Below are 13,242 nucleotides of genomic sequence, written 5' to 3' on the forward strand. Positions count from 1 at the left end.
CTATGCCAATAAACGATAACACCCCTCGGCCGCAGGAGTTCGCTGCGGTTGACCTTGGTTCGAACAGTTTTCATATGGTGATCGCCCGTGTCGTCGACGGCGCCATGCAGATCATCGGACGCCTGAAACAGCGCGTACATCTGGCCGATGGCCTCGATGAAAACTCGGTGTTGAGCGAAGAAGCCATGACCCGTGGGCTGAACTGCCTGTCGCTGTTTGCCGAACGCCTGCAGGGGTTCTCCCCCTCCAGCGTCTGTATCGTCGGGACGCATACGCTGCGTCAGGCGACCAACGCGGCGGAGTTTCTTAAACGCGCGGAAAAAGTGATCCCCTACCCGATCGAGATCATCTCCGGTAATGAAGAAGCGCGCCTGATTTTTATGGGCGTTGAGCACACGCAGCCGGAGCGCGGCCGCAAGCTGGTGATTGATATCGGCGGCGGTTCAACCGAGCTGGTCATTGGCGAAGATTTTGAGCCCCGCCTGGTGGAAAGCCGCCGCATGGGCTGCGTGAGCTTCTCGCAGGCCTATTTCCCTGGCGGCGTTATCAATAAAGAGAACTTCCAGCGCGCGCGCCTGGCGGCGGTGCAGAAACTGGAGACGCTGGCCTGGCAGTTCCGTATTCAGGGATGGACCGTAGCGCTGGGCGCCTCCGGCACCATTAAAGCCGCCCAGGAAGTGCTGGTGGCCATGGGCGAGAAGGACGGATTTATTACGCCGGAGCGCCTCGAGATGCTGGTAAATGAGCTGTTGAAGCATAAAAACTTCGACGCGCTCAGTCTGCCCGGTCTCTCAGAAGACCGTAAAGCGGTCTTTGCGCCTGGGCTGGCGATCCTCTGCGGTGTGTTTGACGCGCTGGCCATCAAAGAACTTCGTCTGTCCGATGGCGCGCTGCGCGAAGGTGTCCTGTACGAGATGGAAGGCCGCTTCCGCCACCAGGATATTCGTAGCCGCACGGCACAGAGTCTGGCAAATCAGTACAACATCGATCGCGAACAGGCGCGCCGGGTACTGGAAACTACCACCCAGATGCTGGAGCAGTGGCAGGAGCAGAATCCCAAGCTGGCCAATCCGCACCTCGCGGCGCTGTTGAAATGGGCGGTGATGCTCCATGAGGTAGGGCTGAATATCAACCACAGCGGCATGCATCGTCACTCGGCCTACATTCTCCAAAATAGCGACCTGCCGGGCTTCAATCAGGAGCAGCAGATGCTGATGGCCACCCTCGTACGCTATCATCGCAAAGCGATAAAGCTCGACGATCTGCCGCGCTTTACGCTATTCAGGAAAAAGCAGTTTCTGCCGCTAATTCAGCTACTGCGCCTGGGCGTACTGCTGAATAACCAGCGTCAGGCTACCACTACGCCGCCGACGCTGCGCCTGCAGACGGAAGCTCACCACTGGACGCTGACGTTTCCGCACAACTGGTTTAGCCAGAATGCGCTGGTGCTGCTGGATCTGGAAAAAGAGCAACAGTACTGGGAAGGCGTGCCGGAATGGATGCTAAAGATTGCTGAAGAAGAGCCAGACGCCTGATCGTATCTCTGGCTATCAACCGAGCCGGGCGCTTACGCCCGGCTTTTTGCTGCTCAGCCGGTCATCTCCTCCGCCAACTGCGTCAGAGGTACCGGTACCCCGATATCATAGCCCTGCATATAATCGATCCCCAGCGTGATGACCGCCTGACGTATTTCCGGCGACTCCACATATTCGGCCACCACCTGCATGTTCTTCATACGCGCCAGACGACAAATAGAGTCCACGACCTGGTAATCAAGACTGCTGGCAAGCAGATTGCGAATAAAACTGCCGTCGATTTTAAGAATGTCGACGTTCATTGTTTTTAACCGGGCGTAGCTGGCGTAGCCGGTACCAAAATCATCGATCGCCACCCGGCAGCCCAGCGCCCGCAGATGCTCTAAAGTCTGGCAGACCAGCTCGGGATTGCTGAGCGCGTAGTTCTCGGTCAGCTCGAAAATAATCTGCCATGGCTCAATGTTGTAGGCCTGCAGCAGCGCTTCGACCTCCTGAGGAAACTGGCTGCGGCTCAGCGACACCGGAGAAAGATTGATCGCCAGCCGCAGACCGGGCAGCGCCCGCCGGTTGGCGTCCATAAAGGCCAGCGTATGCTCAATAACCCACTGGTCCACCCGCGTTGACAGCCCAAACTCGTGCGCCACCGGCAAGAACTCGTTTGGCCCCGTTAGCTCACCCGACTCCCCTTCCATCCTCACCAGCACTTCATGATAGCGATCGCCGCGAATGCCCTGGATAGGCTGCGCCATCAGGACAAAATGGTCATGTTCCAGCGCTTTGAGAATGCGGTTCATCATCACGACTTTATCTTTCAGATCCTGCTGAACATGGCCTGCGCCGCGGCGCTGTAAATTTTCCGGATGGCCGCTGGCTAACGACATGTCGGCAATGGTGTTCAACTCGCCAAGCAGTAAATACAGATGCTTGACCGGCGAGCGAACGCTACAATAGCTCATGCCGATCCGCGGCTGCAGGGGGACCCCGTCCCAGTGGAAACGGAACTGTCGCAGGGAGCGGTCAATTAAGTGAATGCGCGCCTGGTGCCCTTCGCTATTGAGACGGAACACTAAATCGTGACCGGCAAGATGATATACCGCTTCGTTGGGCTGCAGCAGCGTTCTCAGGTGGTTCGCCAGCATTTGCTTATACTGGATTCGCAAAAGTACCCCATAGTGGCGCCCCAGCAGTTCAAGCTCAGGAATGCGCAGAAAACAGAGCGTCGACCAGCTCGTGCCGTTGAGCGCCCGGCTTAGCGCCCGCAAGTTCGGCATATGAACCACCGGGTCGAGGAAGGCCATCTGCCGGACGCGAGCGTAGATCAGCCGCTGCTGTGTCGCCAGCATCGCCGTATAGGCGACAATAAACGAGAATACCAGATAGCTTGATGACGTGATCGCCAACTGGGTGTTATAGCTTGGGTAAATTGGTAAGTAACGGTAATGAAAATGGATCACGGCAATCAGCACCGGCGTCCAGATCAGTGAGATAAAGCGATAGCCAAAACGCATGGCACCCCAGAGCATCACCGGCATCAGCAATGACAACGTATAATTCGTACTAAATATGGTGCTGCTATCATTAAGCGGCATCAATAATAGCCACAGTAGCAGAATTAATACCGTCGCCCAGCAAATAATTTCAATTTTTTTTATTTTTGGATCAATTTGTAAGCGAACCTGAGAAATAAAGCCGCGTAAATGAAAAGGATTACGAATGACCCGTAACACAAAATAACACAGCGGCATGCCGGTCAGGCACCCTACCATTAGCGCCTGAAAGGTGATTAATGAACGTAAACTAAATGGCGTAACGCCGGTCATTTCCGTTGTGCGCGGATGAAGTCCAAGATATTCGGCAATCTGTGACAAAATCAGAAAAATGACCGAAGGGAGCAGCATTTGCCAGAACAGACGATGCGGCATCAGTCGGACGTTGCCGTGTGAGACCTGCTGACGCTGGGGGACAAAAATGCGGTAGCCGCCCCAGCAGAGCACGCAGGGGATAAGGAAATGGAACAGTACACCGATGGACTGCTCAAACATCATGCCGTGGGCCAGAGTTAACAGCAGGCCAATAATAATGCCAGGGATCGCCGCCCAACCAAAAAACATCATCAGGCTGAGCACCAGCGCCAGGGGAAGATAATACAAAAATACCATATGACCATTGAGCATGGTGTAGGTATTCGCCCATCTGGCGACCGGTAATAACAGCGCAGGCAGAACGAGCGGTAAAGCCCACCACTTGTCGCGATATTGTTGATAGTATTTTAATAAATTCATAGGTGCTCTACAGAGTGCCTCTGCTCCCGCGAGGCATATTCAGGCAGGCATCCAACCACCCATGCTGACCGCGTAAATAATAACGATACGGTAACGTCCGCTGATTTTAGTGGCCAAGAGAAGGAGACTATTGATATAAATCAACAAATGCTGACGCCAACATTAATAAATATTATTTTTCCCGACATTTCACGGCTAATAAAGTGAGCATGTAAATACGACGATTATCTTATATAACATTAATTAATGTTTTCACTGCCGCACTTTTACATCTGCATCAATTGACCCCATCTCGTTCCTGTGCCTTAATACCCCCATCGCCCATCTTCGGGTATACTTCAAGGATCCTTTTGTGAGTCAGGCACCCAGTATGCGTAAACGACATCGATTTAACCGTCGCATGACCCGTATCGTACTGCTTATCAGCTTTCTCTTCTTCTTTGGACGCTTTGTCTACTCCTCCATCGGCGCCTGGTACCATCATCAGGATAAAAAAGCTTCGCAGGAGTCATCGCTCACCGTCGAGCCCTCCCCCCGCGAGTAATCCTTTGATTCTAATACTGCAAGCGCCACACTCCGCAGGCAGAGCCGCTCGCTGCTGAAGTACTGTCTTTGATGCGGTAATTTTGCCGTCGGCGATTTATAAGCGCACGGTATGCAGCAGGCGCAGCATTTCAGCGATACCTTTTGTCACAATTTTGTCCTGACGCATGACTACCGCCAGCTGTCGATATAGCCGCGGCGCCAGCGAGTGTACGCGTAATCCGTCGCGATCCTCCACCCGCTCCACCGCCATGCGGGGCACGATGCTGTAGCCCAGCCCTGCCCGCACCATGCGCTTAATCGCCTCGATGCTCCCCAACTGCATTACCGGCGTCACCGCCAGTCCCGCCGAGCGGAACCAGCGGTCAATCAGATCCCGCGTGCCGCTACCCGCCTCGAAGGCAATGAGCGGCTGCGCCTGCAGCTCGGCGGGAGTATAAACCGCCGGCATCTCCGTCTCGCGGCTGGCATAGATGGTCACGAACTCCTCATCTAACATCGCAGTCACCGCCAGACTGCGCCCCTGCACGGGCAGCGTGACCAGCCCGAGATCGAGCCGGTTTTCTTCCACCGCGCGGACGATATCCAGCGTGTTGCCGGTGGTCACCCCCACCGTCAGCAGCGGGTGCTGCTGACGAAGATGCTGCAGCAGCGGTGGAAGAAGATGAATGCAGGCCGTCGCGCCGGTCCCCAGCGTCAACGATCCATTAACCTCCTGACTGAATGCGCTGACCGACTGCACCGCGCTATTCACCGCCCGATCGATCTGCTCGCTGTGGGCCAGCAATGCCATTCCCGCCGCCGTCGCCTTGATCCCACGTCCGGTTCGCTCCAGCAGCCTGGTCTGTAAAAACTGCTCCAGCTGACGTACCTGCAGGCTGACGGCAGGTTGGGAGATCCCCAGCGCGTCGGCGGCGGCAGAAAAGCTGCCGCGCTGTACGACCAGCCGGAAGGTCGCCAGATTTCCCAGGTTCAGTGTTGTCATAAAAGTTTCTCTTATACCGCGCATAAGGTGGCCGCTCTGCCAGAACAATAGCCTGCCGGGTATGCTCAGGACAACTGTCTTAACGGAATGAAAAACCATGGAAATAAACGCTATTCCCCGACGCCTTGCCTTCACCGCGGGCGGTCAGCAACTCATCAACTGGGGGATCTCTTTTTATATGCCCGGCACCTTTGCCGGGGCTATTGCCGCCGACAAAGGATGGTCCTTGCCGCAGATCTATCTCGGCCTGACGCTTGCGATGCTGATGATGGCCGCTGTCTCCCCGTTCGTTGCCAGGCTGCTGGCTCGCTTTGGCGGAAGGCTGGTGGTCACCAGCGGTACCTTACTGATAGCCGCCAGCTGCGCCATGATGGCCTGGCGCCCTTCGCTGGCCGGCTGGTACGGCGCCTGGTTGCTGACCGGCATCGGCATGCGGCTCTCACTGTATGATGCGCTGTTCGCCGCAGTGGTGAATCTGTACGGTCAGCAGGCGCGGAAAACTATCTCTCATATCACTCTCGCTGGCGGTCTGGCCTCTGCCCTCTTCTGGCCGCTGGGCGAGGCGTTATTAACCATCATGCCCTGGCAGAATGCCCTGCGGATCTATGCACTGTTTGGCCTGCTGAGCGCATGGCTGAGTTATCAACTGCCTCGCCAGCGGCTCAATTCAGCGGCGAAATCACCAGCCTCGCCAGCGACAGCAGAGGGCGACCGGCGTAACGGGGCGCGTTACGCGATCTTTATTGCGCTGATCACCTTCATCTCTAACGGTACCTCTACCCATCTGCCGGAGTTTATCAGCCACTTTGGTCTGCCGGTTGCCGTCGGTATGCTGTGGGGATTCGGCCAGACCGGCGCCCGGCTGGGGGAAGTGCTGGCCGGTCCCCGGGTCACCTCACTCACGCTAACGCGTTTTACTGCGCTCGCCATGCCGCTCTGTTTTCTCCTTGGATTGAGCAGCACGACCTTTGCCGGATGCGCAGCCGGGTTTGTGCTGGGCTATGGCGCGATTAACGGGCTGGTGACGATTGTCAAAGCGACGCTGCCGCTGGCGCTGTTTAGCGCAGAAAGCTACGCCAGCCGCACGGGTCTCCTGCTGATCCCCGGGCAACTGATGGCAGCTGTTTCACCCTTTGCCTACGCATGGCTGAACCACCGGCTGGGCATTATCGGCGGAATGTGGGTGTCCACCGGGTTAACGTTGATCGTTGCCGGACTGGCGCTGGCGATTGTGCGCGAGGCGGGTAAGGCGCAGGATGAACGTAATGTAGAATATCCGGCAGCGGCCGTTGACCAACCGATAGCCAAAAACAACCTTGCTGAAGAGTAAACGTGGATCACTACGCCCTTGATAATTTACGCCTGCCCTTATAGCCATATGGCAGGCATTATTCATATTATAAATTTTTAATGAAAATACATTCACCAAATCAATGATGAAATTTTTAAGAGAATAGCAGGGCATGCTGTCACCTGCGAAAAATAACGATACCGCCTGTATTTTTCGCTTGCATAATGATCCAAAAAATAAAGCCAGTCGCCATCGGTAACATTAGCCACACCTCCGGTAACACAATTAGCCTTACTCTCTTCCTCATCGAAACCGTTCGAGCATAGCAAAGAATGAGCGCTAATTTTAATACCGTAGCAAAACCCGGCGGCAATCGATGCAATCTGGCCTGTCGGTATTGTTTCTATCTGGAAAACGAGGTTCCGCGTCCAGGGTATGCCACCATGGACGACCTCACGCTGGAAGCATACATTCACAACACCATTTCATCGACCCCCTCGCAAAACGTCGAGTTTTGCTGGCAGGGCGGTGAGCCTACCTTATGCGGGCTGGATTTTTTTGCAAAGGTGGTCGAGCTCCAGCAGCGTTACCGTGGTAACAAAATCATCGCCAACAGCCTGCAAACCAACGGCATCTTGCTGAACGATAAATGGGCTCGTTTTTTGCGTCGTCATGGATTTCTGGTCGGATTATCCATTGATGGCCCTGCGTCACTCCACGACACCTGGCGTACGACGGGCTGCGGAAAACCCACCTGGGAAAAAGTTGTGCAGGCCATACGCTGCCTGCAGCAGCATGACGTTCCGGTGAATGCCATGGTGGTGGTCAGCCGCCAGTCTGCAAGCCAGGGGAAAAGTCTCTATCGCTGCCTGAGCCGCGAGCTAAACCTTCACCATCTCCAGTTTATTCCTCTCGTTGACTCCCCTGCTCCCTGGTCAGTTACCCCTGAGGGCTGGGGCAAATTTTTGTGCAGTGTTTTCGACGACTGGCTGGAAAACGATGTTGGCAGGGTGTTTATCCAGTACTTTGATAATCTGCTCGGCGTATGGGCCGGCCAGCCCGCCACGCTCTGCACCATGCAGCCTGTCTGTGGGCAGAGTTTACTGGTGGAGCAAAACGGCGATGTCTACAGCTGCGATCACTTTGTCTCAGCGGAATATAAACTGGGTAATCTGAAGCAAGATGCTATGGCAGCGATGGCGAGCTCGCCATTTCAGCAACAGTTCGGGAAGCAAAAGGGCCAACTCTCTGCCCGCTGTCAGAGCTGCCACTGGCGCTTTGCCTGCCATGGGGGATGCCCTAAACACCGTTTTACCATCCATGACGACGAAGCACAGAATTACCTGTGCAGCGGCTATTTAGCCTTTTTCGGCCATATCACGCCCTATATGAACGTCATGCGAAGGCTTTTATTAAATTGCCAGCCGCCCGCGCTCATTATGAGTCTTATCCCGGAGATTCGGCAAAATATATTACAATTAACGGAGTCTGAAGATGAAAGAACCAAATAAAATAGATGGAAATCGCCGCCATCTCCTCAAAGGTCTGGGGATTGCCGCTGTCGTGAGCCTGTTACCAGAGACGGGAAACGCCGCACAAAATAATGCCGCCGCGAAAGCGGCATGGGATATTCCTTTCACCGGCGAAATCCCTGACACACTGCCCGAAGGCTACAATATTTTACTCATAACCTGCGATCAGGAACGTTATTTCGAGCGGTATCCCTTTCCGGTGCCGGGCCGGGAACGCCTGATGAAAACGGGTATCACTTTTACCAATCATCAGAACACGGCCAACGTTTGTACGCCATCGCGCTCTGTCATGTACACCGGGCTCCATATGCCGCACACCCGGATGTTTGATAATCTTGGCTTCCCCTAGATGAATTACGATCTGGATCCGGAATTACGTACCGTGGGCCATATGATGCGTGAACTGGGTTATTACACGGCGTATAAAGGTAAATGGCATCTTACCCGGGAGATCGATCAGCCGGTCGCTGGTAAATCGGTAGAAGAAATGGACCTGGGCGAGATCCCGACGCCGCGACTGCATGAAATTATGGAAAAGTATGGTTTCTCTGATTATCACGGCATTGGCGATGTCATCGGGAAAAGTAAGGGCGGCTATTTCTTTGATTCAGTCACCACGGGGCAGACCATTAGTTGGCTACGTAACACCGGCCGCCCGCTGAATGATGAAAATAAGCCCTGGTTCGCGGCAGTAAACCTGGTTAACCCCCACGATGTCATGTTTATCGACACCGATGAGCATGGCGAGCAGGTGCAGTGGAAAGGGCCAATGGATAAAGAAAACCACACCCTGCTGCCAACCCAACCCCCGCACAACCAAATCTATCAGCAAAGCTGGCCAGACTATCCGCTGCCTGCAAACCGCCACCAGCCGCTCGATGAGCCTGGCAGACCTGCCGCCCATAAAGAGTACCAGAATGCCAGGGCGGTGATGGAGGGACAGTTCCCCGATGAAGACCGGCGCTGGCGCAAATTACTGGATTATTATTTCAACTGTATTCGCGATAATGACCAGCATCTTGAGGCGATTCTCAATGAGCTGGATAACCTGCAGCTGACGCAAAATACGATTATCGTCTTTACCGCCGACCATGGGGAACTCGGTGGCTCCCACCAGATGCATGGTAAAGGTTCCTCGGTGTATAAAGAGCAGATCCATGTGCCGATGATCATTCGCCATCCGGCGTATCCGGGAAATATCTGCTGCAACAGTTTGACCAATCATCTGGATTTAGTACCGACCCTGATTGGTCTGACTGGACGCGATCGCTCGCTGCGAGAGAAAGTCCTGAAGGGCAGAAAAGGCCGGGATATGAGCCCATTACTGGCGCATCCTGAGCAAGCGGGCTTAAATGCGCTGCGTCCGGGTTCGCTTTATTGTTACGGCATGATCCTGTATATGGATGCGCAATACACGGCAAAATTCAGAAAGCTGGCTGGAGAGAAACTCCCGCACGATCAATTTAAAAAAGCGATCGCGTCACTCCATCCTGATTTTTCCCATCGCTCAGGGATCCGTATGATCAACGATGGACACTATAAATTTGCCCGCTACTTTTCGCTCAAGCAGCATCATATTCCTGCTTCCCTGGCCGAGCTGCTGGAGAATAATGATGTTGAACTTTTCGATCTGGTTAACGACCCCGAAGAAAATCATAACCTCGCCCGGGAGCCAGAGAAATACCGGGATCTGTTAATGACAATGAACGATAAACTCAATCAGCTCACTGCCGCTGAGATTGGCGAAGATGATGGCAGCTATATGCCCCCGTTTGAAGGAAGCCAGTGGGATCTGACGGCGGCCCAGATGCATCAATATATGCGCGATTAGCGCTTGCCGTCAGGTGGGAGATCTTAATGTAGCAGCTATAAAAAAACCCTCTGTAAACACAGAGGGTTTCGTTTCATTCAGCTAACGCCGGGGATTATTCCCACTCAATCGTTGCTGGCGGCTTGCCGCTGATGTCATACACCACGCGGGAGATACCGTTCACTTCATTGATGATACGGTTGGAGACGCGGCCGAGGAAATCATACGGCAGGTGCGCCCAGTGCGCGGTCATGAAGTCGATGGTTTCCACCGCACGCAGGGAAACCACCCAGTCGTATTTACGGCCATCGCCCATCACGCCGACGGAACGAACCGGCAGGAACACAGTGAACGCCTGGCTGACTTTGTTATACAGGTCAGCTTTGTGCAGCTCTTCGATGAAGATAGCGTCCGCACGACGCAGCAGGTCGCAGTACTCTTTCTTCACTTCGCCCAGCACGCGCACGCCAAGGCCGGGGCCCGGGAACGGGTGACGGTAGAGCATGTCGTACGGCAGGCCCAGTTCCAGGCCGATCTTACGCACTTCGTCTTTGAACAGCTCACGCAGCGGCTCAACCAGGCCCATCTTCATCTCTTTCGGCAGGCCGCCCACGTTGTGGTGAGATTTGATGACGTGTGCTTTACCGGTGGCGGAAGCGGCAGACTCGATAACGTCAGGGTAGATAGTACCCTGCGCCAGCCATTTGACGTCGTCCAGCTTCAGCGCTTCTTCGTCGAACACTTCCACGAAAACGCGACCGATAATTTTACGCTTCGCTTCCGGATCGCTTTCACCCGCCAGCGCGTCGAGGAAACGCTGCTCGCCTTCAACGTGAACAATGTTCAGGCCAAAGTGGTCGCCGAACATCTCCATCACCTGCTGCGCTTCGTTCAGGCGCAGCAGACCGTTGTCCACGAATACGCAGGTCAGGTTTTTGCCGATAGCGCGGTGCAGCAGCATCGCGGTCACCGAAGAGTCCACACCGCCGGAGAGGCCGAGGATCACTTTGTCGTCGCCAACCTGCTGACGGATACGCTCAACGGCGTCGTCAATGATTTTCGCCGGGGTCCACAGCGCTTCGCACTGGCAGATGTCGCGCACGAAGCGCTCCAGCATACGCATCCCCTGACGGGTGTGGGTCACTTCCGGGTGGAACTGCACGCCGTAGAAGCGTTTTTCTTCGTTGGCCATAATGGCGAACGGGCAGTTGTCGGTGCTGGCGACGGTTACGAAGTCCGCCGGGATGGCGGTCACTTTGTCGCCGTGGCTCATCCACACGTCCAGCAGCGGTTTGCCGTCTGCGGTCAGGGAATCTTCGATACCGCGCACCAGCGCGCTGTCGTTAACCACTTCAACCTGTGCGTAACCAAACTCACGCTCGTTAGAACCTTCTACATGGCCGCCCAGCTGCATCGCCATGGTCTGCATGCCGTAGCAGACGCCAAATACCGGCACGCCGGCTTCGAACACATACTGCGGCGCGCGCGGGCTGTTCTCTTCGGTGGTGCTTTCCGGGCCGCCGGAAAGAATGATGCCGCTTGGATTAAATTCGCGGATCTGTGCTTCCGTGACATCCCATGCCCACAGCTCACAGTAGACGCCCAGCTCACGCACGCGACGCGCCACCAGCTGAGTATACTGAGACCCGAAGTCGAGGATGAGGATGCGATGTTTATGAATGTTTTCCGTCATTGACGCTAATTCCGAGGCAAGTGAAACAGAGTAAATAAATCGCCCGACGCAAGGTCGGGCGAAGAAATCAGGAGCCCAGACGGTAGTTCGGGGACTCTTTGGTGATGGTCACGTCGTGAACGTGGCTTTCCTGAATGCCCGCACCGCTGATGCGTACGAATTCAGCTTTGGTACGCAGCAGGTCAATGGTACCACAGCCGGTCAGACCCATACAGGAACGCAGACCGCCCATCTGCTGGTGAATGATCTCTTTCAGGCGGCCTTTATAGGCCACGCGGCCTTCGATACCTTCCGGCACCAGTTTGTCAGCGGCGTTATCGCTCTGGAAATAGCGATCAGAGGAGCCTTTGGACATCGCGCCAAGGGAGCCCATCCCGCGGTAGGATTTGTAAGAGCGACCCTGATAGAGTTCGATTTCACCCGGGGACTCTTCGGTACCCGCCAGCATGGAGCCAACCATCACCGCCGCCGCACCGGCGGCGATCGCTTTGGCGATATCGCCGGAGAAACGGATACCGCCGTCAGCGATAACCGGAATACCGGTCCCTTCCAGCGCTTCCACCGCGTCGGAAACAGCGGTGATCTGCGGCACACCCACGCCGGTGACGATACGGGTAGTACAGATGGAGCCCGGGCCGATGCCCACTTTCACCGCGCTGCAGCCGGCTTCCGCCAGCGCGCGTGCGCCTGCGCCAGTGGCAACGTTGCCGCCGATGATCTGCAGGTCAGGATATTTCGCGCGCGTTTCACGGATACGCTGCAGAACGCCTTCTGAGTGACCGTGCGAGGAGTCGATCAGCAGAACGTCAACGCCTGCCGCTACCAACGCGTCTACGCGCTCTTCGTTGCCGGCACCAGCGCCGACCGCCGCGCCTACGCGCAGACGGCCCTGCTCATCTTTACAGGCGTTCGGTTTACGTTCTGCTTTCTGGAAGTCTTTGACGGTGATCATGCCGCGCAGGTGGAAGCTTTCATCCACAACCAGCGCTTTCTCAACGCGTTTTTCGTGCATCTTAGCGAAGACCACTTCACGGCTTTCGCCTTCACGAACGGTGACCAGACGCTCTTTCGGCGTCATGTAGACGCTGACCGGCTGGTTCAGATCGGTGACGAAACGCACGTCGCGGCCGGTGATGATGCCGACCAGCTCGTTTTCTTCGGTAACCACCGGGTAGCCGGCGAAACCGTTGCGCTCGGTCAGCTCTTTCACTTCACGCAGAGTGGTCGTCGGCAGAACAGTCTGCGGGTCGGTGACCACGCCGGACTCATGTTTCTTCACGCGACGAACTTCTTCCGCCTGGCGCTCGATGGACATGTTTTTGTGAATAAAGCCGATGCCGCCTTCCTGTGCCAGGGCAATAGCCAGACGCGCTTCCGTTACGGTATCCATGGCTGCGGAGAGCATAGGAATATTCAGACGAATGGTTTTCGTCAGCTGAGTGCTGAGATCGGCAGTATTCGGCAGAACGGTAGAATGAGCGGGAACGAGGAGGACGTCGTCAAACGTCAGGGCTTCTTTAGCGATACGTAGCATGGGCAATATCTCGACCAGGGTGGATAAATATTGCCGT

The 13,242-nt window shown here is 55.4% G+C and carries 8 protein-coding genes and 1 pseudogene; 5 read left to right on the forward strand and 4 right to left on the reverse strand.

Annotated elements, in window-relative coordinates; genetic code table 11:
* Window positions 1-2 precede the first annotated feature (2 nt).
* A complete protein-coding gene (ppx, locus tag KHQ26_RS23780; RefSeq protein WP_002913839.1) occupies window positions 3-1,535 on the forward strand; it encodes an exopolyphosphatase in 1,533 nt (510 codons plus the stop codon).
* Window positions 1,536-1,588: 53 nt separating this feature from the next.
* Here ppx and KHQ26_RS23785 read toward each other — a convergent pair whose 3' ends face one another.
* On the reverse strand, window positions 1,589-3,817 hold the full coding sequence (locus KHQ26_RS23785; protein WP_004174863.1) for an EAL domain-containing protein: 2,229 nt from the start codon (window positions 3,815-3,817) through the stop codon (window positions 1,589-1,591).
* A gap of 370 nt (window positions 3,818-4,187) precedes the next feature.
* Here KHQ26_RS23785 and KHQ26_RS23790 point away from each other — a divergent pair, with 370 nt between their 5' ends.
* The gene (locus KHQ26_RS23790; RefSeq protein ID WP_004174861.1) at window positions 4,188-4,361 is read left to right on the forward strand and encodes a YfgG family protein; all 174 of its coding nucleotides are present in this window, start codon (window positions 4,188-4,190) and stop codon (window positions 4,359-4,361) included.
* A 96-nt stretch (window positions 4,362-4,457) separates the two neighbouring features.
* Here KHQ26_RS23790 and KHQ26_RS23795 read toward each other — a convergent pair whose 3' ends face one another.
* Window positions 4,458-5,369: a LysR family transcriptional regulator gene (locus KHQ26_RS23795; protein WP_004221278.1), complete on the reverse strand. Its 912-nt coding sequence runs from the start codon at window positions 5,367-5,369 to the stop codon at window positions 4,458-4,460.
* Between the two features lie 73 nt (window positions 5,370-5,442).
* Between KHQ26_RS23795 and KHQ26_RS23800 the strand changes: the two genes are divergently transcribed.
* From KHQ26_RS23800 to KHQ26_RS23815, 3 genes and pseudogenes are all read left to right on the forward strand, one after another.
* Complete coding sequence (locus KHQ26_RS23800; RefSeq protein ID WP_004149291.1) at window positions 5,443-6,675, forward strand: MFS transporter; 1,233 nt, start codon at window positions 5,443-5,445, stop codon at window positions 6,673-6,675.
* A 293-nt stretch (window positions 6,676-6,968) separates the two neighbouring features.
* Entirely contained in the window at window positions 6,969-8,147 is a 1,179-nt protein-coding gene (locus KHQ26_RS23805; RefSeq protein WP_004162150.1) for an anaerobic sulfatase maturase, read from the forward strand.
* Window positions 8,131-9,999, forward strand: a pseudogene (locus tag KHQ26_RS23815) (sulfatase-like hydrolase/transferase). The gene KHQ26_RS23805 and the pseudogene KHQ26_RS23815 overlap by 17 nt, the downstream one beginning before the upstream one ends.
* 94 nt (window positions 10,000-10,093) lie before the next feature.
* Here KHQ26_RS23815 and guaA read toward each other — a convergent pair.
* Entirely contained in the window at window positions 10,094-11,671 is a 1,578-nt protein-coding gene (gene guaA, locus KHQ26_RS23820) for a glutamine-hydrolyzing GMP synthase (protein WP_004151979.1), read from the reverse strand.
* Window positions 11,672-11,738: 67 nt separating this feature from the next.
* Window positions 11,739-13,205 carry an IMP dehydrogenase gene (gene guaB / locus KHQ26_RS23825; RefSeq protein WP_004151980.1) on the reverse strand — a complete coding sequence of 489 codons (1,467 nt, stop codon included), beginning with the start codon at window positions 13,203-13,205 and terminating at the stop codon, window positions 11,739-11,741.
* Window positions 13,206-13,242: the final 37 nt, after the last annotated feature.

It is taken from the genome of Klebsiella sp. 10 (assembly GCF_018223925.1).
Taxonomy (GTDB): Bacteria; Pseudomonadota; Gammaproteobacteria; order Enterobacterales; family Enterobacteriaceae; genus Klebsiella; species Klebsiella pneumoniae.